18 protein-coding genes are annotated in these 22,144 nt (G+C 50.7%); 9 read left to right on the forward strand and 9 right to left on the reverse strand.

From position 1 onward, the window contains the following. Positions 1-71: 71 nt before the first annotated feature. Both AC3RLQ_RS28700 and AC3RLQ_RS28705 read right to left on the reverse strand, forming a co-directional pair. Entirely contained in the window at positions 72-545 is a 474-nt protein-coding gene (locus AC3RLQ_RS28700) for a putative molybdenum carrier protein (protein ID WP_493032078.1), read from the reverse strand. A gap of 115 nt (positions 546-660) precedes the next feature. Then, on the reverse strand, positions 661-1,317 hold the full coding sequence (locus AC3RLQ_RS28705; RefSeq protein WP_493032080.1) for a hypothetical protein: 657 nt from the start codon (positions 1,315-1,317) through the stop codon (positions 661-663). Between the two features lie 62 nt (positions 1,318-1,379). Between AC3RLQ_RS28705 and AC3RLQ_RS28710 the strand changes: the two genes are divergently transcribed. The 3 genes from AC3RLQ_RS28710 to hxsC are packed head-to-tail and all read left to right on the forward strand — an operon-like array spanning position 1,380 to position 4,392. Then, complete coding sequence (locus tag AC3RLQ_RS28710; RefSeq protein ID WP_493032082.1) at positions 1,380-1,787, forward strand: hypothetical protein; 408 nt, start codon at positions 1,380-1,382, stop codon at positions 1,785-1,787. Further along, positions 1,784-3,235 (forward strand): His-Xaa-Ser system radical SAM maturase HxsB, encoded by a 1,452-nt coding sequence (hxsB, locus tag AC3RLQ_RS28715; RefSeq protein WP_493032093.1) that lies wholly within the window; start codon positions 1,784-1,786, stop codon positions 3,233-3,235. The genes AC3RLQ_RS28710 and hxsB overlap by 4 nt, the downstream gene beginning before the upstream one ends. A 5-nt stretch (positions 3,236-3,240) precedes the next feature. Then, positions 3,241-4,392, forward strand: coding sequence for a His-Xaa-Ser system radical SAM maturase HxsC (gene hxsC / locus AC3RLQ_RS28720; RefSeq protein ID WP_493032119.1), 1,152 nt, complete (start codon positions 3,241-3,243; stop codon positions 4,390-4,392). Here hxsC and AC3RLQ_RS28725 read toward each other — a convergent pair. Then, on the reverse strand, positions 4,368-4,817 hold the full coding sequence (locus AC3RLQ_RS28725) for a hypothetical protein (RefSeq protein ID WP_493032120.1): 450 nt from the start codon (positions 4,815-4,817) through the stop codon (positions 4,368-4,370). The genes hxsC and AC3RLQ_RS28725 overlap by 25 nt on opposite strands. Before the next feature lie 244 nt (positions 4,818-5,061). Here AC3RLQ_RS28725 and AC3RLQ_RS28730 point away from each other — a divergent pair, with 244 nt between their 5' ends. Continuing rightward, positions 5,062-5,280, forward strand: a complete 219-nt coding sequence (locus AC3RLQ_RS28730) for a DUF350 domain-containing protein (RefSeq protein ID WP_493032121.1) — start codon at positions 5,062-5,064, stop codon at positions 5,278-5,280. Between the two features lie 60 nt (positions 5,281-5,340). On the opposite strand, the gene AC3RLQ_RS28735 is transcribed toward AC3RLQ_RS28730, so the two are convergent. Together AC3RLQ_RS28735 and AC3RLQ_RS28740 are read right to left on the reverse strand one after the other, a co-directional pair. Continuing rightward, the gene (locus AC3RLQ_RS28735) at positions 5,341-6,186 is read right to left on the reverse strand and encodes an endonuclease/exonuclease/phosphatase family protein (RefSeq protein WP_493032122.1); all 846 of its coding nucleotides are present in this window, start codon (positions 6,184-6,186) and stop codon (positions 5,341-5,343) included. After that, positions 6,183-6,956: a DUF429 domain-containing protein gene (locus tag AC3RLQ_RS28740; RefSeq protein ID WP_493032123.1), complete on the reverse strand. Its 774-nt coding sequence runs from the start codon at positions 6,954-6,956 to the stop codon at positions 6,183-6,185. Before AC3RLQ_RS28740 ends, AC3RLQ_RS28735 begins: the two co-directional genes overlap by 4 nt. 677 nt (positions 6,957-7,633) lie before the next feature. On the opposite strand from AC3RLQ_RS28740, the gene AC3RLQ_RS28745 reads away from it, so the two are divergent. The 4 genes from AC3RLQ_RS28745 to AC3RLQ_RS28760 all read left to right on the forward strand — a co-directional run bounded on the left by AC3RLQ_RS28745 (position 7,634) and on the right by AC3RLQ_RS28760 (position 14,165). Beyond that, positions 7,634-11,968, forward strand: a complete 4,335-nt coding sequence (locus tag AC3RLQ_RS28745) for an AAA domain-containing protein (RefSeq protein ID WP_493032124.1) — start codon at positions 7,634-7,636, stop codon at positions 11,966-11,968. 89 nt (positions 11,969-12,057) lie between these two features. Continuing rightward, entirely contained in the window at positions 12,058-12,921 is an 864-nt protein-coding gene (locus AC3RLQ_RS28750) for a macro domain-containing protein (RefSeq protein WP_493032125.1), read from the forward strand. Beyond that, the gene (locus AC3RLQ_RS28755; RefSeq protein WP_493032126.1) at positions 12,921-13,466 is read left to right on the forward strand and encodes a TIR domain-containing protein; all 546 of its coding nucleotides are present in this window, start codon (positions 12,921-12,923) and stop codon (positions 13,464-13,466) included. The genes AC3RLQ_RS28750 and AC3RLQ_RS28755 overlap by 1 nt, the downstream gene beginning before the upstream one ends. 18 nt (positions 13,467-13,484) lie before the next feature. Then, the gene (locus tag AC3RLQ_RS28760; RefSeq protein ID WP_493032127.1) at positions 13,485-14,165 is read left to right on the forward strand and encodes a toll/interleukin-1 receptor domain-containing protein; all 681 of its coding nucleotides are present in this window, start codon (positions 13,485-13,487) and stop codon (positions 14,163-14,165) included. A gap of 297 nt (positions 14,166-14,462) precedes the next feature. On the opposite strand, the gene AC3RLQ_RS28765 is transcribed toward AC3RLQ_RS28760, so the two are convergent. The 4 genes from AC3RLQ_RS28765 to AC3RLQ_RS28780 form a co-directional block, all read right to left on the reverse strand. Then, the gene (locus AC3RLQ_RS28765; protein ID WP_493038779.1) at positions 14,463-14,756 is read right to left on the reverse strand and encodes a transposase; all 294 of its coding nucleotides are present in this window, start codon (positions 14,754-14,756) and stop codon (positions 14,463-14,465) included. A gap of 12 nt (positions 14,757-14,768) precedes the next feature. Continuing rightward, complete coding sequence (locus tag AC3RLQ_RS28770; RefSeq protein WP_493032128.1) at positions 14,769-15,506, reverse strand: IS630 family transposase; 738 nt, start codon at positions 15,504-15,506, stop codon at positions 14,769-14,771. A 219-nt stretch (positions 15,507-15,725) separates the two neighbouring features. After that, on the reverse strand, positions 15,726-17,273 hold the full coding sequence (locus AC3RLQ_RS28775; protein WP_493032129.1) for a class I SAM-dependent methyltransferase: 1,548 nt from the start codon (positions 17,271-17,273) through the stop codon (positions 15,726-15,728). An 87-nt stretch (positions 17,274-17,360) separates the two neighbouring features. Next, a complete protein-coding gene (locus AC3RLQ_RS28780) occupies positions 17,361-20,717 on the reverse strand; it encodes a glycosyltransferase family 9 protein (protein ID WP_493032130.1) in 3,357 nt (1,118 codons plus the stop codon). A gap of 660 nt (positions 20,718-21,377) precedes the next feature. Between AC3RLQ_RS28780 and AC3RLQ_RS28785 the strand changes: the two genes are divergently transcribed. Then, positions 21,378-22,127, forward strand: coding sequence for a hypothetical protein (locus tag AC3RLQ_RS28785; protein ID WP_493032131.1), 750 nt, complete (start codon positions 21,378-21,380; stop codon positions 22,125-22,127). Positions 22,128-22,144: the final 17 nt, after the last annotated feature.

Here is a 22,144-nt window from a genome sequence, read left to right on the forward strand (position 1 = left end):
GACGAATATTTCGCGTAGAAAGTCCAGAGGTCAATCATTGCAGAGATCTCGGTCTATCCCTCTCTCGCTTCTCACCGAAACTCGGTGGAAAACAACGCCCGATTCAAGACCTGCTGCACCCATAGGTTGATGCCTGGCTCCTTACTTTCTCTCGATCCAGCAATGTTGAGCATCTTGATCTCATTCTGTTTGATGAAGTCAGTCACCTCTGATTCAGGCTGTTCCGAATCTGCTTTGGACACATGGAGGCAGCGTTTGTTGTGCTTCCTTGCAAATTCAATGGTTCGCAATGATCCGCCTGTGATCTCCTCGGCCATCGTGAAGACAATGGTGCCATCCGAATCACGCACATTCCATTCGGTGCGTTGGAGATAATTTGCGCTTGGGGTTTCGGTGAGGTCGTATTTCGCATCAATCGGGCCATCTTCTGCCTTCCTTCCTTTCGGACACCAGCCACCATGAGGAAAATCGTGGACGAGCGCGACATCAAGACCAGCTCTGTCCGCGCCTGTCTGTCCTCCAGAAACGATTTTGGTGATGCTCATGTGCCCTCTATATCGAGACCCACAACGCTGCTTGAATGTTCTCTCCCCGAGAGACTTTCAAAATCAATGCGGTTGGTTTTCTATGCTCCCTCACTTAAGCACGTTCAGGCACTCATTAGCGCGAAGCAACCATCTTCTTCATCATGGACATTGCGCAGTCCTTGGTCAGAAGGATCAGCCGAATCTTGTACACCTTGCCGCTTTCAACCCGCACATGCATCGAATCGCTGGTATAGGCTACGACCTCGCCGGAAAGCTTTAATCCGTTGTTGAACACCAGATCAACCTTCTGAGGGGGGATGGATGTAGGAGGAGCAGGCTGCGGGGCAAGAGCGGCTGGCGCAGGGGCAACGGGAGCTGAAGGCGCATAAGGACGCGCCGCTGGAGCAGACGGGGTGTACGAAGGATCCGGAGCAAAAGTGTTGGGACGAGACGTTGAAGGGCTGGGCGGAGAAGGGGCGTAAGAGGGCGTAGGCGAAGATGAACTGTAATGTGAAGTATGAGATGAGTGCCCCGATGTCGTGGAGGAATAATGGGACGAGTGAGACCGATGTGAGCTGTGAGAGCGGTGACCAACAAGATAAATGTCGTGCTCACGGCCCCGCGAAGGCGTCAAGACCAGCGGCGGATCGGTCTCATCCTGAAACTGACTCCTGTCTGGAACGAGGAAGGCCGGAAAGTGCTGTTCCTGTTTCTCGGTTTCAGAAGACAGCAAAGCCGAAACGGCGCTTGTCAGCGAAAAGATTTGGCGGAACAGCAGTGTAGGTTGCATGACAACGGTGATTTGCCGTATGTACAGGCACTCCAAACCTAAAATCAATACATATTACCGCCATGAGCACCTCCGCTTCACCCGCAGTTCAACCGAGGGACTGTGCCGAGGTGACTGACGAGCGTAGGACGATCAGCGTCCAGACGAGCCTATTTCCAACAGAGATCATCGTGCGTGCAGCGCACCGGTTTTCCGGAAGATTTAATGTCTCCATTCAGGTCGTCGGTGAGGGTGCTGTAGAAGTCGAGCTGAAAGCCAAGGACAAGACCCCTTGCGAAGGCATTGAGGATTCCTTCCAAAATGAACTTCTCGATGAGAGTCTGCGGGCTGTTGTTGCCAGAGAATCCCGGCTCGAACGTGATCTGATTCTTGCACATGCGCTATCTAGACATCCTGTTCTGCATGCAGAATATGAGGAGGCTACAGCCTTCTCGGACCCTCATGGTGTCCTCACTCCAGACCAGAAATGAACGGCCTCAATCGCAGCTTCAGGAGTCCTGAGTTCTACAGAAAGGCAGAAGGCTACAAACTTCTGCCACTCCGCTTTATGCGTTTCGACGACAGCAGATATTTCGTTTCAGGCATGGGAGGTGATCATCTGTTCATGGATCGCTCACAGCTTGAGCAGGTGGTCCATGGCAAAGTTTTACCCACTGATCCGCTTTACGCCGACCTGCTCGGAAGTCATCTCATTGCCGACGACGATTCGGACATCTATCGTGAACTGATAGCCGCGAAATACCGCACCCGGCAGTCACGTCTGCCCGATTGGACGGCGCTCCACATGTTTGTCACAACCCTACGTTGCGACCACTCATGCCAATACTGCCAGGTCTCCCGGGTGTCAGAAGACCGCAGCAGCTTCGACATGACGCCCGAAACCGCCTCCAAGGCCATACGGCTGATGTTCAAGAGCCCGTCGCCCTGCCTCAAGGTAGAGTTTCAGGGAGGCGAATCACTGCTAAATTTCGAACTGGTCCGGCATGTTGTTACAGAGGCAAAAGCCAGAAATGACGGGAGAAAGCTCGAATTCGTGATCACCACCAATCTGGCCAACTTGACCGAAGAGATGCTCGATTTTGCCGAGGAGCACCAGATTTCATTCTCCACCTCGTTGGATGGCCCGGAAGCTCTTCATAACTCCAACCGTCCAAGACCCGGCAAAAACAGCCATGCGAAAACAGAGGAGGGCATCCGCAGAATAAGAGCAAGGCTCGGACCCCATGCCGTCTCGGCCTTGATGACCACCACGGCGGCAAGCCTAGATCAGCCGAAGCAAATTGTGGATGAATATCTGCGCCTGGGTTTTGACAGCGTATTTCTGCGATACATCAGCCCTTATGGCTTTGCCGTCAAAAGCGTGGCCAAAATCGGATACGAAACCGAGAAGTTCATACGCTTCTTCAAGGAAGGATTGGCTTACATCCTGGAGCTGAACAAGCAGGGCACTTTCATCCGCGAGACTTACACCCAGATCATTCTTCAGAAGATTCTCATGCCCGGTGCTTCAGGCTACATAGACCTCCAGTCGCCAGCAGGCATCGGCATCGGCGGCATCGTTTACAACTACAACGGAGAGGTCTATGCGTCGGACGAGGGGCGGATGCTTGCCGAGATGGGGGACAAGACCTTCCAGATGGGAACTGTGGATGACCGCTACGAACAGCTCTTCTTGGAATCCCCGCTGCTGGGGATGATTCATGAATCCATGGTGGAAGGAATACCCGGATGCTGCGACTGCGCCTTTCAGGCCTACTGCGGCACAGATCCAGTCTTCCATCACCGCACACAGGGGGATTTTATCGGCCATCGTCCTTCAAGTGCGTTCTGTCACAGGAACATGGCAGTCATACGCCACATCCTTACCCTGCTTGAAGATGACAAAGAGGCCGCAACCATTTTAAAATCCTGGCTGTGATTCCCTTGACCGCGACATTTGAAAGGCGATCCGACGGCCACAGTTTTGTCGCCCGGCTCTCGGACGACGTCAATCTGCCCGAGCCTCTGCGTGAAAACGAAGTGCTATTGTTGCGAGGTCAGCAAGCAGTGAAGGAAAGGGGATTTAGGCGTGTGCTTCGAGTGGGAGGAAATGCTTGCTCAGACCACGAATTGAGTGTCCCGAGCACTCTGGATCATCTTCAGGATGGCGACATCGTTAGAATAAATGAGGCTGCTGGCGAACTAAGAGTGCTTTATCGGAAAGGATCCCACCACAACGTCCTGTTCTTCACAGAAAGGTGCAACAGCCGATGCCTCATGTGCTCGCAACCGCCTCGGGATGTAGACGATGAGTATCTCGTCGACGACATGTTGGAGACGATTCCACTCATGGGTTCTGACACACGGGTGCTCTGTATCACCGGCGGAGAACCGACCATTTTGGGATGGCGGCTGATGGAGGTGATGACAATGGTAGCAAGGCATCTTCCTGACACCGCCCTTCACATGCTCAGCAACGGGCGTGCATTCGCATACAAGGAGACGGCCAAAGCAATGAGTCGCTCAGACATTCGCGATCTCATGATTGGCATCCCTCTCTATGCAGATGTTGCCAATGTGCACAATTTTGTGGTGCAGGCGCAAAATGCGTTCGATCAGACTCTGCGTGGAATGATGAACCTCGCACGCTTCGAAGTGCCAGTGGAAATCCGTTTTGTCATCCACCGGCAAACCGTGGGACGCCTGGTGCAGACTGCCCGGTTCATTGCTAGGAACCTGCCCTTTGCTTCGCAAGTGGCCCTGATGGGCTTGGAAACGATCGGGTTCACACGCAGCAATGTTTCTGTCCTATGGATTGATCCTTGGGAATATCGGGAATCGTTGAGCGAGGCAGTCAGCATACTGGCTGAGGCCGGGATGACGGTCATGATTTACAACCTTCCACTCTGCCTCATGCCACAGGAGCTATGGCCGTTTGCCCAGAAATCGATCAGCGACTGGAAGAACATTTACATGCCGGTGTGCGAATCCTGCGTCATGAAATCCGAGTGTGCGGGCTTCTTTGCCTCTGCCACCTTCAAGTATAGCGATCACATCAGGCCGATCCCGGCTCATTCCTCAATGACCACCGCCTGAGCCATCTGGTCAAGGATGTCGGTTGCCGACGCGGCGATGATCTGCCAATGTCCGTCGATCTCGATGTAGAGGTTGTATCCTTCAACCCCCTTGATCTTCACCTCCGTGCCGACGGGCAGCACCTTTGTGCCGTTCATTTTTTTTCCGTCCCATGCACCGACTTCCACTGGCTTTTGGATGAGGACGGTTTTCGGGACGTATTTTTCAGGGGTGGTGATCACAGTGCCATCCCTTGCAATGGGAAGCTTAACCTGAGGCGGAGCAGATAGGGGAATGGGTTGGTAGTCCCCTGATTGCGGATATGCAGTTGTTGCGGTGGATGGGTTCTTGTCGCCAGAGCCTCCCTTGAACATCAACCCGAGAAAAAACATGACCGCGCCTACAACAAGAAGCGACGAACAACCAGAATCAGTTTTTTTTGCCATGCGGAATTATTGTCAAACGCCACGCGGTCGCGCAAGTCCGCAAAACGATTTCATCTGCCCAACAGGCAACGTAGCATTTGCTTTGGAATCGCTAGGTGTGTAAGACGGCAGCAACTGCATACGCATTATCGAGGACTGCCAAAAGACTCTGCCTTTGGGTATCGGTCGTTTTGAACCCGAGCATTTCCAGTTGTCATTATCCGACTGAACTGGTATTACAGGGCGTTTCCTATAAATAAATATCATGAATCCTATTGCTCAAAACTTCGCCCAGATGTTTGGATATGGCATCGGAGGCGCTTTAATGATGTCGCTGTCATTGACAATATTGGTCAAGGTCTGGAATCGGATCACGCCAATTGATGAGTGGGAGGAATTGAAGAAAGGCAATATTGCTGTGGCGATAGTTCTTGCCGCAGTCATTATCGCATTTGCAATTGTCGTTTCGTCAGCCGCTTCATAGTCGCCGCTCTGCTGCTTTGTGAGACCTGCTGGGGCTGGAGCCCAAATTTTCTGATACTGATCATTTGGTTCCGACAACCAGATCCACAACTACCGGAAAATGATCGCTGCCGGGTGTGTCTTTCAGCACTATAGCAGCGGGTTTTACCAGATCCCTCACGTAGATGTGGTCAAAGCAGGCTTCTGGGTATGAGCCTTTCCTCGGAACGGTGATGCGATGCTCAAGCGGGATGCCTTCAAAGGTCCAAAAGAACCCAGCCGCCTCGATCTTCTTCAACGTCGTGTCACCAGCCAGATTGATCTGTTCGTTCGACGTATTGAAATCCCCGACCACAACCACCCCTTCACCCGGTTTGCTGTATTCCTTGGTGTGCTCGATAAGCTGCTCCATCGCATCCTCCCGCTTGGATGTGTTCTCGACTGGATTGCCCAGGTTGCTTTTCAGATGCAGCCCATAAACATGCAGTGGCTTCCCAGAGATCAGCAGCTTCGCATACGCATAGCCACGAGGAGCGTGGGCCCAACCCTTCTTCCACGACTCAGACCATGCAGAATCGGCCTTAAATCGCGAAAGAATGGTGATCTGTTGTTCTCCTAGCTTGTGTGTGAAACTGTCCAGGAATCGACTGGTCACATGCACAGAGAAGCCAGGCATCAGCTTCGCCAGGCGTTGAGCAGCTTCATCATTCCTCACCTCCTCCAAAACAATGATGTCAGCACGCATTTGAGGGAGGACAGCAGCCACCTCCATAAAATGCTTGTCCCGTTCCTCCTGTGATGCCGCTGGTTTCTTCCCTGGAAACCACTCAAGGTTCCAAGTGACCAAGCGAACGACATCTGCCGCATTTGAAGTCGCTCCTAAAGCAATGCAGGCAATGAGAGCCAGACGCAACCATTTGAAAGTCATATGGTAAGGTTAGGAACGCAGATCTGATCCCCTGGGGCAGCTCCAAATAGGTGGATTTGGCTCGGAGGGAGGCTTGCCACCCATGCTGACATCAGAGCGTCAACCCTATCATGAGGTGCCCCACATGAACGGGCACGAAGTGATTCAGTGGAAAGCTCATGAATCCTTGAAATCGAAATGATGTGGGCAAGCTGCTTTGCATGATCTTTGCTTTTGTGTGCGCCTACGTATTTGATGTGATGAAGAATGGCTTGCGGGTAGGTTTCGACACAGTCCCAAAGGTCGGTAAGGGTTTCAAACAGGGCAAACCCAACGCACATCCACCAAAGATTGGCACCAGGTAACGAGGCCACTGGATTGCCAGCCTGCAAATGCGCGGCTGCCTCTTTTCGTTTTGCACTAAACTCGTGTTCTGTGGGCGTCTTTATGAATTGAATGTTGGCTTCTTGAAGGGCCAACTCTGAGTCCCTGACAGAAAGATGAGGGAGACGCGGCCTTCTGGGAGCATCAATGGCTATTTTGATGATCTTGTTGGACGACTGTTTTTCGATTTCTCTCAGCCAACCATATGCTTCAACGGCGAACCTCTTTGCTTCAAGAATGTCCTGCGCTATGACACGGTTTCCATATCCTTTTGGTGGTGAGGGAAAAGCCTGCTCACGCAGATTCGCGAGTGTGCGAATTCCGCTACGCAACACGAGTCCAGCGACAGGAAGAGCTTTGCTCTTAGCGCAAGCAACGTCAATACCGATATACAGGCCGTCTTTCATTTTGAATCAACCACCGCAGATTTTGCATGCGATTCCGTCAGTTGGTCCACAGGATCTACCACTACCGAAATAGCGACACCCTGAATTGTGCCGCTTTCCCGTTGAACTGATAGTGTAGCTTGCCCCTGCTGCTGGTTGTGTGGTCGATCCCGGAGGCGTTAGTGATTGTGCTCCTGATGGTGGACGAGATGTAGGAGTGGCTGTTACGGCTTGCCGTCGAAGGGATTCATTTTCCTGTTGGAGCTGAGACACCCTGGCTTCCAGTTCTGCAACCCTCCTCAACAAAGCATCCACGTCAGGCTTGGCCCCCTGTGTGACTGCCAGCTTTGATTCCGGGGTCAGCTTTTCCAGAGGGATGCGTGAAACACCAAAATCAGTCATGAATGTGACCTCGGAAGCTGTTGCCGACATCACACGCCCTTTGATGCGGGAACCATCCAAGAGGTTGATCTCAATGGGGGTATCCGCCCCAAATGAGTTCAGTGCTCCAAGAACCAGGCAGACATAAAGCAGAATGGATTTCATTGGGCAGGGGAGGACAGAAAGGTAAATCTATGGAGTGCGTGGTATGAAAGCCAGCATTATTGAGGGGCTTCTTTGTGCTTTCTTAAGAATGTCTGATGAATTCCGTGCGCGAGGCATGGACATATTGCGGATTTGGGCCAAGTCATGCCACCATGATCCTTGAAGCCATGATCCAGCGGCTGTTTGCCAGCCTCGTCCACGGGCCATCCATGAATGCCCGCCCTCATCGTTCACGGCAACGCTGTGACTGGATGGAGCTGAGTCTTTTCAAGGGTGTCGAGCCTGCATCTGCGCTCAAAACACTGTTGGAGAAGCGCAAGATCGAATTCCCAGCCAAAGTGCCAGCATTCAGCGCACCGACATATCCAGAAGCAGAATGGTCCGATGAGCAAAAGCAGGCCCGCGATGCATACCAGAAGCAGGCCAAGCTGCTGAAAAAGCTCAGAGACATCGCAGATGATGCCCTGGAATACATGAATGATCATGGAGAGTCCTGTCTGGCACTTGGGTTTCCATTGATCTCCCTACCACCCACTGGCGAAGAGAATGCGGTGCGTGGGTCTAGTCGCATTCTGGCACCGTTGCTTCTGATGCCCATTAATCTTCAGGTCCGAACAGCATCGCGGATGGGACTGACAATTGAATGCGTTGGTGAGGGTGCGGATTTGATGGTGGCTAATCCTGCGCTCATAGCCTGGCTGGAACGCCAAACTGGGAAGTCAATTGGCGACATTTATCTGGACGAAGAGGGTACAGATCCATGGCGCGAAGTGGATGAGCTGTTGAAGCAAATCAATCAGCTGCTGGATCTTCCGACGGCTCCCGCATTTCACAACGATGCGCTTCTAGAGAGCGTGCCTGCGATGGAGAAATTACCCAAAAACGTCTCTGTGCTTTCATGTGCTGTTCTGGGCCTGTTCCCACTTTCCAACCAATCGCTTCTGCGTGACACAAGATGGATGCTGGATAATCAGTCGGCACTGCAGGAGCCACTAACGGCATTCCTGAATCCCCAAGCCCTGCACGATGAAGCTGGCAAAGAGGAGGATGATGCACCGGTGATCATCCAGAAGCGCGACTTCAAAGCAGAATGGCTCGTTTCCGCTGCAGATCCATGTCAGGCCAACGCAGTTCTGGCATCGCGTGAAGCAAAGGCTCTGGTTGTTCATGGCCCACCAGGAACAGGGAAAAGCCAGACAATCACCAACATGATTGCGGACCATCTTGCACGTGGAGAACGAGTTCTCTTTGTCTGTGACAAGCGAACAGCTCTTGATGTGGTGAAATACCGCCTAGACTCTGTTGGAATCGGAGACCTTTGCGGTGTGGTGCATGATCCGAGCAGTGACCGCAAAGACTTCTATATGGGGCTGCGTTCTCAGCTGGAGAACCTGGCGGATATGCCGCCAATCAAAGATCCTCGGCTGCAGTTGGATTCCGTCAATGAGCAGCTCTCTGCCATCCATTCAGAGCTAGAAGGCTATCGCAAAAAGCTTCATGTCAGCACAAAACCGGCGACACAGAGCTTTCATGATTTGCTAGGGAACTGGCTCGCTTATGCCACCAGGGAAGATTTGCCTGCCTTGGAAAGCATGCCTGGTTTGATGCCCGCAGAAGTGGAGCAAGCATCCACAACGCTTGATGAGATTTGTCGGCGTGCAGAGAAGTCGTCATATCCCTCGAATCCCTTTCGCAATCTGGTAGGCATCAGCTTGACGGATCTGTTTGCGCGAACGAACAGCGACACCACTACGACTTTTGATGCCCTGGCCGCTGCTGCTGAAAAGACGGATGGCGCCAAGCCTGAGCAAACGGTCTGCCAGTTCAATCTCACCAAGCCACTTGTTGAACAAGCAGCACAGAGGGATGCAACAGCCAAACTTGTGAGGCACCTTGCAACTTTGGGAGATTCTGATTTTGCGCACACCGTCGCCACACTGCCCGAAGGTCGCAGAAAAGATCTAAAGGATGAATTGTCCGATGTCCTCGTTTGGGTGGGAACGATTAGAACAGCCCCTCTTGACCGTGCACTGTTAACCGGTGCCCGTAGTGCTGGAATTCTTTCCCTGACCACTGTGAACCAGCACCTTGCAGCCCTCACTTCATGGGAAGCTGTGGCGGGAAGCTTCTTCAAAAAGTTGTTTGCTGGAGCAGCTAAAAAAGCGGCCACTGCTGCACTCTTGCCGTTGGGCCTCGTATTGGACTCTGGATGGCAGCAAGGTTTGACGTTCTATCGAGGAGTAAAGAATCGACTTCAGGTTCTCGATTGGCTCGGACGCATTACCGGCTCAGCTTCGGTAGTTCTTGCGGATGACACAGAACTGCAAACACGCACATCAATCGCTCAGACCATATGGGAGGCACAATTCATCCTCACCTCTCTTGGCGGTTCACAAAAGCTCGTGGAGTGCATTCGTGATTCCGAGGCTCTAAATGAATTGGCTTCGGCGTTGGAAAGTGATTCACGCTGGGCTCTGGCGTTAGATCAGCTCGTTGTCTTGGTCTCCAAAAGTGGGTTGTTCACCAAAAGGGCTCCAAATCAATTGCTCACGAATTGGCTGAGCGGCACCAGTGCTCGGGATACCACTCGGGACTGGCAAACACATGCGAAGACGCTAGAGGATGTTGTTCGTTTACAGAATTCCTTGGATCAGTTGCCGCAGAACATGCACTTGGCCACCGAGAAATTAATCGTTCAAGGAGCAGCGTACGATGAAGTGCGTTCCTGCTTCAACCGTCAGGCGCTCGAAAACGCTTTGCGTGATCGCTTGAAAAACGATCCTGAACTCACGGCAATCGATGGCGAACGTATTGAGGCTGCTTTCGATGCTTTCTTGAACCTCTCCAACGAAAAGCCACAACTGGTCACTGACTACATTCGCTTCCTCTGGCGCCATCATCAGAAAAGTCGTTTGCTTGCCAGCACAGGCACTCAGCTGAACAAACAAGGGGCGAGTCTGCGGCAGCGTCTTTACGTCAGAGGCAAAAAGGCGCTGAAACTTCGTCAGATGCTTGCAACTGGGGCAGATTCAGAAGGAGGTGATCCCATCTATGATTTGTGTCCCGTCTGGATGGCAAGCCCTTCAACGGTGGCGCAGATCTTTCCAAGGCATGCAATCTTCGATGTCGTGATCTTTGACGAAGCCTCTCAGTGCCGTTTGGAGGAAGCACTTCCAGTTTTGATGCGTGGTCATCGGGTAGTGATTGCCGGCGACCAAAAACAGCTTCCTCCGACCCGCTTCTTTGAGTCTGCCCTGGCTGATTCGGGCGATAGTGATGCCGAGACTGCTGAGGAATTGTTCTATCAACAGCAGCAAGAAGCGGAAGACCTGCTTTCGGCCGCACTGAATCTTGACGTGCGGGAGGCGTATCTCGACGTGCATTATCGTAGCCGAAACGAAGCGTTGATCGGCTTTTCCAATGAACACTACTACGGATCACGCCTGCAACCGATTCCCGGACATCCACGCAACAAGGCTCTTAGCGCTCCAATTCAGCTTCATCGTGTGAATGGAGTTTATTTCGAGCGGGCCAATGTGAAGGAGGCGGAAGCAGCGGTTGATCTCATTGCAGAACTGCTCGCGGGAGAACAGCCGCCTTCGATTGGCGTGGCCTGCTTTAACCTGACACAGAAGGAGGCCATTCATGAAGCACTAGCGGCACGAGTAGGGAAGGATGCTGATTTTGCTCGCCGATATGAAGAGGCAAAGCGCCGTAAAGGGCGAGACTCATTCGAAGGGTTGTTTGTGAAGAATCTCGAAAATGTTCAAGGAGATGAACGAGATGTGATGATCATCTGTACCACTTTCGGACCAGATCCTCAGGGCAAGTTCCGTCGCAATTTTGGCGCGTTATCACAGCGAGAAGGAGGAAGACGTTTAAACGTGCTTGTCACCCGAGCGCGAGATGCGGTTCATGTGCTCACCTCAATTCCTGTAGCAGAATACAGCGCAGTCGAAGCACTTGAGCCAGGTCAATTGCCGAATGGCCGTCTGCAGCTCTATGCGTATCTGCGCTACGCGGAATCGTTGGCTGTCATTTTTGCCGAATATCAGGAGGAGCTTGAAAAGATGCGTCGTGATACCAAGCCCGAAGTCAAGGAATGGCCCAGTGCGACACCATCCACTGTGGCTTCTTCCTTCGGCAATGCACTGCTTCAAAAGCACAACGCAGGTTCACATGTGAATTGGGGTAATGAAGGGTTCTGCATTGATGTGGCCTGTATCCATCCTTTGATGCCGGCTGATGTCACTGTTGGGGTTTTGACTGATTTCAGTCGTTTCCACAAGACTCCTGACCCAATTGAATGGGACATGTTCCGCACTCGTGTCTTTCGCTCACAGGGCTGGGAAATTGAACGATTGTGGTCACCGGTCCTGTTTCGACGTGCTGACGAAATGATGCAGCGCGTTAAAGATGCTCATGACCAACTTTCCTCTCAGCCAGTAGCGAAGGATCGAGTATGCGCTTCAGACAGTCAGAATTAAAGTCTAAGCTTTTATTAAATGTCATTGCGGGACTCTCAGCTACGAAAGAGCATTGACAGAGTTAAATAAAATTTTGATATTGGTCTCATATGAAGCCGAACAAGCGGGACATAGCACATGATTTACTACAAGGTTTGAAACGCCATCCGTGGAGCACTGCCTTCCATGCTTTCGCTGCATTCAGTGTGATTTGGACCGTGACTGAAGCGTTCGACAAGTTTGTGCCAGGCGTGATCATTGGTGGACCATGGCCGCTTGGGATAATTGTCGGTTTTTCGGTCCTCTGGAGCCTCAAAAAGGTCCTAAAACCCACAGAGATCTCTATAAGGCTGGCAACCATTGATACCACCATTGATGTGGTATTTGGGGATATCTTTCAAGAAGAGGGCATGTGTGCAATTCCCATGACGGTTTATTTCGAGAGCCAGGCGGGCAAACCCGTCTCGGCCAATAGCCTTCATGGCCAGTTTCTCCTCAGATACTTTGGCGGGGGAGTAGCAACATTTGACCAACAGATCCAGACCCAACTTGCAGGCGTGAGCGCTGTTTCAGTTCCAACAAAAAAGGTAGGAAAAACCAATAAATACCCGATTGGGACAACTGCAGTTATCTCTGTGGTCGGCCGAAAGTTTCTCCCGTTTGCCTTAGCTGAAGCCGATCCGGTGGAATGCAAAGCTGATGCTAATGTTTCCATGCTTTGGGAGGCATTGGAGAATTTGTGGAAACGCGCCAGGAATGAGCTTGGAGGTGACACACTTAACTTGCCACTAGTCGGCAGTGGTTTGTCAAACATTGGACTTCCGGCCCGCGATCTTCTCAACTTGATAGTGCTATCAGCGATAACTGCTACGAAAGAGAAAAAAATTACCCGACGAATACGTGTCGTTCTGCACCGTGATCGCTACGAGGAGTTCGATTTGAGAGACGTCAAACACTACTGGGAGGAACGATAATGGCTTACCGTAACGGAACTTATATTGCTTTTCACGCTAATGGAACCAACTTGCCTGGAAAGTCTGACATGGACTTTTACAACTTGATGCGTGCATGGTCCGCCCATCCCGACGATGATTTCGCCTTGATCAACAGCCACGATAAGGCCTGGGCAGTTCGTGACTCAAGTAAAAGATCGACCCTGCGATCATCACTGCTAGAAAGATTGCGGAATTCAAAGAACTTCATCCTAATTGTTGGAGAAACGACTCGCTTCGACACTGATTGGGTGCCGTTTGAAATAGAAATGGCTGCGGACAAATACGGTCTTCCTTTTATCGTTGTGTATCCTGACTATCAAAAAATCCTGAACCCAGGGCTTTTGAAGCCACTCTGGCCCAGAGCCCTGCAGCAGCGAATCGATGCTAAGAGTTTGTCAGCGATACATATACCGTTCAGGAAGGCACCGATAATGGATGCCATCGGTCGATTTGCTGTGCACACCCCTCCCCAAGGGCCTCTATCATATTACAATGCTGCTGCCTACACCATGTGGGGACTATAAAGAGGGCAATCAAATCCTATGAAATTGTTCATTAGTTGGTCCGGAAAGAGGAGCAAGGTTTTGGCCGAGTGCCTTCGAAACTGGATTCCGGATGTTCTAAACGCTACCAAACCTTGGCTTTCTGCCCATGATATTGACGCTGGCCAGCGTTGGAGTCTCGAAATCGGAGAAGCGTTAAAGGGGGCGAAATTAGGGGTTCTGTGCGTTACTCCAGAAAACCAATCAGCTCCTTGGCTATTGTTCGAGGCTGGCGCGTTATCAAATAGTGTAGGAGGTGGCTACGTTATACCTGTGCTGCTCGCAATGGAAGCATCTGAACTTAAGTCGCCTCTGACTCAGTTCCAGTACGTTGATGATGACAAAGAGGGAGTTTACAAGCTGCTCTGCACCATCAATAGCATGTTGAAGGAGCCACTTGATGGCGACCGTCTCAAACGAGGTTTCGAACGTTGCTGGTCGGATTTAGAGGGCGTGATAGTGGCACAACAAACTGCAACTCCTGATAGTCCATCACCGCCGAGTCGCAATGATAGACAAATTCTCGAAGAGATTCTTGAAATCTCCCGTGGGCTGGCATCAGCTAACACTTCCTCATTCGGTATAGAGGACAAAAATTTTGACCTCGTTCGAACTTTTGAATCGGCACTTGGGATGGAGCCTGTAAATCCGGATATGCCATCGTCCCCACTCACTTCCTGACCTTGCTGATTGGACAGCGCATGCGGATCAAGAGCCCCACGTCAGATGCACGCCAACATGCGGGGTTTCTCAACTCGATGCACCCGAAGTGAAAATCCTCGCCCATTCTCATACGGCTCCACTGTGGCATGCACTTCGAGCACAGGATACCGCACAGTGACGATGCCATAGCTCCTGTAGGTGTCGGCAAACAATTCTGTTTCAACGATGCCTGTATGGTCTGCGAGGGTCATGAACTTCATGACTTCTCCTGTGAGTTGGTGATGCAGTCGTTTTGCTTATAGCATATCGCAAAACTCATTTCCGGATCGAGCAGATGGAGGCGGTCTTTGAGGCAGATGACATGAAGTGATTGAGGGCATGGCAGAGGCGATCCTCAAGCTCAGCACCGGTGCGTGCGATCCAGTCGGTGAAGAAGTCGGCCTTCAAGCGCAGCCATAGCCGCTCAATGGGGTTGAAGTCCGGGCTGTAAGGCGGCAGGAACAGCGCCTCGAAGTGATGCCAGTTAAGTGTTTTGACCTTGTGCCAGGAGGCGTTGTCGAGCACCAGCACCCGGCGCAGTCCCTGCTTCGGTGGCACGCTGCGCGCCAGTTCGTCAAGCCATCACTGGAAGACGGCGCTGTCGACGCCATCAAACATGAGGGTGAAGAACTCGCCATTTTGCGGACACACGGCTCCCACGACGCTGCGCCGGATATGCTTGCCGAGGTGCGGCACTTTGGGCTTGCTGCCTGGCTGCACCCATCGGCGTCTTGGCCGGGGATCGCCGTCCACGCCGCACTCGTCACCGAACCATAGCTCGACCTGCGGGTCTACAGCGAGCGCGGCAATGTGCGTGCGGAAGCTCTGGCGCTGAGTCTCACGTTCGGGCTCGTCAAGCAGGGGCAGTGGCCAGGGACGCGGCACGCGCAGGTGAAAGTCCAGGTCATGGAGATAGCGCACCACGGTGCTGTAGCTCAGCTCGGTCTGGAGCTGCTCCTGCAGCCAGCCGTGGACCTTTATGCCGGTCCAGTGCTCCATGACCGCCTGGGCGGGGTCTTTGAGCACAGGCACCAGCACCTCTTCGAGCCGTTGCAGGGCGATCTTGCGCCGTCTGCCCCCTGTGGGTTTGCTGATGAGCGCGTCGATCCCGCCATGGTTGTATTTGATGATCCAGAGCCGAACCATGCGCTCGCTGCGGCAGAAGGTCTCGCTGACATCCTCACGGTCCATGCCTCGCAGCAGACAGCGCATGGCGGCCAGCCGGATGTAGCTGCGCTTGTTGGGCGCGGCTTCCATCGCCGCCTGGAGTTGATCCAGCGTGGCGTTGTCCACATCAGGTCTGACTTCCTTCTCTCTCAACGACCATCTTCAAAGCACTGACTGCTGTTTTGTACAGCGCTTTTTTGAGGCGCTATCCGGAAATCAGTTTTGGAAATCGCTATATCAGCGGTTCCTGCAAAAATGCTGGAGTTGGCTTGAAATATCAGGAAGAAGAAGCAAGCCAATATGACCAAAAGAACTCCTGGACACTGCACGCTTCCGAGGCTGCAAGAACTGTTGCGGTTGTGAACCAGCATTTTATATCTGCACCCACCACACAGTGCCGGAAGGCGTGACCGAGTACCTCGGGAAGCGCAGCTTGACAGCTTGTGCGACGGACTCCCAGTTATAATCGTCACCCGAAATAATGCCGCCCTCCCGAACTTTGGAACGCCATACATCAATGTCTCTCAAAACAGCAGGGGTATCATGACAACCGTCGATGAAAAGGCAATCAATGCTACGATCGGCAAATTGCGCAACGTTATGCGAGGCATCACCAGCAATAAGTTTCACTCGAGCCGAAGGAAAACGGGCGAGGTTTAGCAAAAATTGCCTGCGTGACGGCAGGGGATGGCCGTCCATCGTCCCATTAAAATTTCCCATGAAAGATTCGACAGAATAAAAATCAATATCTCGATTCTCAAAACGCAAAGCCATTGTGAGTATCGAGCCGCCCTGATAACTTCCGATTTCTACGTAGCGTCGAATTTCTGAGTGTGAAGCTACCAGTCCGATCATTTCGGTCATGCTCCCCCCTCCGAGGGACAATGCACGTCGAATGCCGTGGATAGCTCGGTTGAGTAAATCATCTGTTATGTTCTCCCATTGAAGGCGTGAGTCAGGCAGCACCGTCATAATTTGAGGCAAGAATGAAAACAAATCTTCCACCAGGTGATGACTTAAAGGCGGCAGATACTGGTAAGGATCAATTGCCCAGTCTCGACACTTGCCAAACCACAGCATCGCCAGAAACCATACGTATGGGTAGGTTTGCAGTGGGTGGTCGTCCAACACAAGGTCGCGATGCTCTTTTCGCCAATATTTCTCCCCTCCACCGCAATGAAAGGCGCGTTGTCGCTCATTTCCTGCGGAACGGTTAATAAACAATTCATTCTGGAAGTCAGAAATTGTAGTCCAGTAAACCCAATGCTGACTCCAAAGCTCGTTCGGGAGCAAATCAACATTTATTGATTTATTGGTGGTGAACAAAACAGCGTTTAAAACTCCTTGGTCACCGTGTCCGGGGTAGGCGCCCTGACCGTTGAATACTGCCTTGCTGCAACACTCAGCCCAGCGGGCGAGAACCTGACGATTTTCTGCTGAGACGGCACAGAAATACAGCGAAGTGCTCATGTATTTCAGATTCTTGGCGGGAGTCTGCATGCCATACACTTTGTAGTCGTCCCCGTAGTCGGCACCACCGCCATCCTTTCCGCCCAACCAGCCGCCGCTCTTATATGCATGAACGATTTGTTCCTCTACTGGAGAACACAGCAAGCAATCCGAGTCAATCCCTGCAATCACATCATAACCTATGCATAGGTCATGAGCGGCATAAGCTTTAAGCTCCCATGCATTGATATAGCGGTCGTCACGGTCCATACTTTTCGAATGGACCAAAGTCACTTGCGGACTCTGCCGCAGCAGCTGAGCTTGAGGGGTGGATAGAGGAGCTTTATCATTCTGAACTACATAAATCGTAGCGTTGGGGTGGAAATATAAAATACTATTGACCGTCGCCACGGTGCCGGGAAAGAATGCGTAGTCAGTGACGGTCACAAAACAATATTTGATGTTATTCATGTTAATTATTTTAACTGCTCGGGTGCATTCTCCAAGTCCCTCATTGCCGGTTACGCAGACTTGGCGCTACATCTCATGGTTGGGTTATCAGTCTTTCTTATCTCTGGTCGCTATCAGAATATACGAGGTCAGGATTGCATGACCGGTGTTTATCACGATATGCTGTGCGGGTGAATAGGGCCGGGTGTCCGCGCTGTGTTCGATGATGGAGGTGCCGAACTGGTTGTTCTGCTTAATTTTATAGCCCATCTCCCGCAGCATGATCTCGATCTTGTTCAAAGACTCTTCATTGACTTTAAAATGAGCGTTGACCTTGTCTCCAGCAAGAAGCCGTACGTCTCCTGTGACAATCAGTGCCTGGGTAGAGACTGAACCAATGTATTCCAGGAGACCGGGGGTGGATTCAAGCACCTCATCAAACCGCGAAAGAGCCCCTTGCATGATAACAATGGGGTTTTGGCCCTCCAGTAACGAGGGGGGTATAGAGGCAGGCCACATGTTTAGGGACACGGCTTTCGTGAATTCATCCGGCTGTGAAACGGTTCTGTTGCTGAGCTCCGATTTCAAGGTGCGGCACCAGTGATCATCGTGAGAATTGTTGACGGATCTGTTCACCAGCTCGAAGCAATTGACCTTCACTCGAAGAGATGCAAGCGCATCCACAAGCGGATTGAACTGGGGGGACATGACTGTGACGGTCGAACTTGGTGTCAGGATATCTCTGGCGGCGGCAAAGATCGAAGCCAGCTCCCATTGCTGCCTGTTGTAAACGGGCTTTTCCTTCAAGATTGCGCAGATGGAGGCGTACCATTGACTGGAAATGTCCGCGATAGCGGTCGGCCTTGAAGTTGTCAGGTAACTCATTCGTCGGGACTTTTTGTCGAGGCGCAGGACCTTGTGAAGTTCCACGCGATGATCTCCTGCTGCATCGCTCTGCCATAAGTCGCGATCCTGTTTGCGCAGGGAAACATTGATCTGTTTGAAATCGCTTAGGTGAAGATAAACGGCGGAGTTCCTTTCCTCGATGTGCCATCTTGACTCGAGATTTCCCGCCCCATTGGCAATTTCACCTCGCCTCCCGAAATGCATCAAACGTCGCACGCCGGGTTTGAAAATGTACAACCACTCATGGGCAGCTACTTCATCTTCGATCTCAGAGAGTGGGATTTCGGAGTTGCGCCAGGCACTGACGGAAGCATGGACGGATCTCGCTCCCAGATTGAAAGTTCCTACCCATGAATTCAGCGATGTTTTCGAAAGTTCGCCGACGATTCTTTCCTCATTGCTGAAAATCAGTTTCGAGGATTCGGCTTCAGTCTGTATATTCCAAAAAATTATCTTGTCTGACTCTGTGGTCACCGTTCCATCCTGCATGAACTGCAATCGCGATATTTTTTCACCCGTGATATGCAGCTCCCAGCAGTGTTCTATCAATTCCATGCACAGGCTCAGAGAGCCTTCAGAGGCCTTGGAAGAATCCCAGCGCTGCTGGCCTTCCATTCTGCCATCCCAATTCTGACGGAACTGCTTTAGGAATTTAAAACAGCGTTTCTCTCCTGTGAATCCCGGAATAGACCTGTTTTCGCCAAACATTTTCCATTTTGCCCTGTTTCGATGCTGAAACAGCCGTTGCCCGTCAAAGTCATGCTGACACATGACAGCATCAGAGAGATTGAAGATGCCATGGCAGGTCATCGCATAAGGTTGTTTCAAAAAGCGGAAGGCAAGGTGAAATGTTTCCTTGTCTCCCATGAAATGCTTATAAAAAAAGGCAGAATTTTCATTGTACCAGTGAGCAAGGTTTAGTGCCTTCCAACATTTGCTCTTGTTGACCAGGATCTGACCGCTTTCGAACTCAGGCTCGTCCAGATAATCCACTCCACAGATTGACCAAACTGGGTCGTCGCAAGCAAGGCGCCCGTAATCTGGCCAGAACACAGCACCAGTGGACAAATATTCTTTTGTCTCAAAAAGACAGGTGGGATCCTTCACAGGCATGTTGTCTGCATCAAGATATAAGACCTCCTCGAAAGAAGTGTGAACAATGGAGTAGCTCTTGAGCTCCCAGCCGGATTTTGGCGCTCCTGTCATCAGGCTCTTATCGCTGGCATCTCTGAAGGTGACTCCCTCGCGCTCAAGAAGCTGACGGACGGCCTCAGGCACCTCATGCGCTCTATGCCATAGCTCGACAGGCAGCCTGCAGCCGTGCGCGCGTAGCATCTTGATATTGATATAGACGGAAGGTAAATAGCGCAGTCCTCCTCCGCAGATAACAATCCCACGGCCGCTGAAGCGACTTGGATATAGAGATATTTTTTGGGCGGCAGAAAATGTTCTAAAAATTGCATTCTGATCATTAATTCCTGAAAAATGACTAGGCAGCCAATTTCCCCGGTTTTCGAGTGCATCAGTTTTTGGCTGCGCGAATCTTACGGACCTTGCATTCCACCCGACTATACCAGCAACTTGGTCTGCTTCCCACGAACTGAGAGGAGACCAATTATCACCAGCAAGATAACTCTCAATAGATTCGATAACCTGCTCCGGCCTAATCATTGACATGCATAAAGGGTGAGAATCTACGACTTTTGTGCAAAGGCCTCCTACAGAGTCTTTGAGATCGCCGTCACCAAGGGGGAGCGTCCGTGATTTCCAGCAGCCGCCATTGGCGCAACATGATAAGGTACCGATGGTGTGAAGAAATTTATGGCCTGGATATTCTTCCCAATGAGCTGGTTCTCTTCCTCCAGCAACAACAACACAGGGACGTACTTTCCTATTTGAATGCTTAGTTTCAACGGCTGCTGCCAAATGCATTAGAGAGGTAACCGGACAGAGAACACCTTGACTATGATGGATGAGGCGAATTAACTGACGGACGTTGGTTTTGCCTCGCAAGTCCAAAACATGATCTAATTTTGGGTGGTAGTGTTGATTGTCTCCAACTTGGACAAATAAAATGCGCCCCTGGAAGTGGTCTACTACAGCTTGATAACTTTCCTTCCTCCACCATTTGATGGTATAGTCGAATTTGCCACCGGCATTAATAACCCAAAAGGGAGTATCAAACCCGGTACGTTCATGAACCTGGGAAATCCACCTTTTTTCTTCGGATCTTAGGTGGATATCTCCGTGAAACTTTGTTAAGTCAAGACGTACATGAAGCTTCTTCGCAAGATCCTGCGTATAACCGTGTAGAAAATGATATGGTCTTTGGTTGCTGTGGTTGATGAGAGGATAATCACATCTGATCGTTTTCGCTTTAGAATCATCATCATCCAACCGGGTGATATAGGGGTTGTTTTCCCATACAGCAGGAAAATGAGTCCGAATATCCGTTAAAAATTTACCGGGATATTGGAGGTGCAGCTCCCTCACTGCTGCCGTCATTACTACGATGTCACCTAGGGCCAGGTCGCTTTTAAGTATATATTTCAATCGCATAAGATATATTCTGCCAAATAAACTTCTAGAAAATAATAAACGAAGCAATTCAATCAGGAAAAACCATTACTGTGAAGAAACGGAGCAGAGCAAATGCTTTTTATATCAAAAGACAACAAAAATATAGTCGGCCATATTGTAAATAGAAGAATACAGGTAAAACTCGAAAAATAGGCAATACGCCTAACGAAACACTTTCTAAAACTTCAATAGACTTAGTCTGAATGCTTTAGCAAAACAATGCTAAAATAGTAATAATACTTGACAGAGGAAAAAGCGTCTTTAGTTATCCAAAATTCCTGCCCAAACCTCGTGGCATAAGAAATATAACATCAACAAATCAAAAAAATGCCCTCTTCTTCAGACATGCCTAGTTCAACGGGTCCCTCATCTGAGTCATCTGAGTCATCAAGCCTTTCATCTGAGTCATCGAGCCTTTCATCTGAGTCATCGAGCCTTTCATCTGAGTCATCGAGCTCGTCATCTGAGTCATCGAGTTCCTCTTCCAGCTCCAGTTCAAGCGGATCGCTCTATCTTGATCAATCGACTTGTAGGCTTACAAATCCTAATGCTGGCGATTACACCGGGTATGAGATAGGGTTTACGAACAATACGGGAAAAGAGGTTACAAATGTTGAAAGTGATGATGATAACATCACAGTGGAACTTGTCGGAGCGGGGGCACGAAAAGGGGCGGGGGCACGTAAAGGAGTTGCGACACGCAAAGGCGTAGCAGCAGAAGGCGGTACAATAAAAGTTTTTGCTGCATCATCTGTAACGCCGGCGGGTATAGCTTCCGTATTTGCAAAAATGAAGTTTTTTGGCCCTGAAGGCGAGGAGTTGGCTAATCCAACTCTTGAAGCCACAATTGATCAAACGCTTATAAACTTGATGACGGATTCAGCTAGCGAGCTCCAAATGCAAGTATCAATGTCGGAATCAGTATCCCAAAAATTCGGTCTTTATGCTCAGGATCTAGTAAACCAGGGAGCTTTACTATCCCCTGACGCCCCAACACTGGCGCAGGCTACGGTGGCAGCGGATTTTAGTTCGTCGAATTTCGATCTCAGTATTCAAGCTGCCTTTGAAAGCTCAGTAATTGAAATTCCTCAGACGCAAAATACTTCTGTTTCTTTTACTGCAACAGGCAGCTTCGAATTTTTAAGCTACGAAATTGGCAATTTTCTATTTACTGGTACTTTGCGATCTGATTTGACATGGTCACCATATTCTTCGAATTCATTAAGCGTTGCATTAGCTACGGAGCTCGTCATTCAAAGCATTACTTCCAGTGCATTAAATGCTAAATGGTATGGCGTTATTCGAGCCACCAGCCAGATAGTTTCTCCAGCAGGGAACAGCGATATTACACCTAGCAGGTTTGAAGGTCTCTTTCGAGTTACGTTTTGAAATTGTTTATAGATTAA

Source organism: Prosthecobacter sp. GW821-HT29F12, from assembly GCF_058803405.1.

Coding starts and splice junctions, on each gene's coding strand:
- AC3RLQ_RS28745 (WP_493032124.1), top strand. CDS start 7,634: ATGATCCTTGAAGCCATGATCCAGCGGCTGTTTGCCAGCCTCGTCCAC.
- AC3RLQ_RS28775 (WP_493032129.1), bottom strand. CDS start 17,273: ATGAATAACATCAAATATTGTTTTGTGACCGTCACTGACTACGCATTC.
- AC3RLQ_RS28780 (WP_493032130.1), bottom strand. CDS start 20,717: ATGCGATTGAAATATATACTTAAAAGCGACCTGGCCCTAGGTGACATC.
- hxsB (WP_493032093.1), top strand. CDS start 1,784: ATGAACGGCCTCAATCGCAGCTTCAGGAGTCCTGAGTTCTACAGAAAG.
- AC3RLQ_RS28705 (WP_493032080.1), bottom strand. CDS start 1,317: ATGCAACCTACACTGCTGTTCCGCCAAATCTTTTCGCTGACAAGCGCC.
- AC3RLQ_RS28710 (WP_493032082.1), top strand. CDS start 1,380: ATGAGCACCTCCGCTTCACCCGCAGTTCAACCGAGGGACTGTGCCGAG.
- AC3RLQ_RS28755 (WP_493032126.1), top strand. CDS start 12,921: ATGGCTTACCGTAACGGAACTTATATTGCTTTTCACGCTAATGGAACC.
- AC3RLQ_RS28725 (WP_493032120.1), bottom strand. CDS start 4,817: ATGGCAAAAAAAACTGATTCTGGTTGTTCGTCGCTTCTTGTTGTAGGC.
- AC3RLQ_RS28735 (WP_493032122.1), bottom strand. CDS start 6,186: ATGACTTTCAAATGGTTGCGTCTGGCTCTCATTGCCTGCATTGCTTTA.
- AC3RLQ_RS28760 (WP_493032127.1), top strand. CDS start 13,485: ATGAAATTGTTCATTAGTTGGTCCGGAAAGAGGAGCAAGGTTTTGGCC.
- AC3RLQ_RS28730 (WP_493032121.1), top strand. CDS start 5,062: ATGAATCCTATTGCTCAAAACTTCGCCCAGATGTTTGGATATGGCATC.
- AC3RLQ_RS28700 (WP_493032078.1), bottom strand. CDS start 545: ATGAGCATCACCAAAATCGTTTCTGGAGGACAGACAGGCGCGGACAGA.
- AC3RLQ_RS28750 (WP_493032125.1), top strand. CDS start 12,058: ATGAAGCCGAACAAGCGGGACATAGCACATGATTTACTACAAGGTTTG.
- AC3RLQ_RS28740 (WP_493032123.1), bottom strand. CDS start 6,956: ATGAAAGACGGCCTGTATATCGGTATTGACGTTGCTTGCGCTAAGAGC.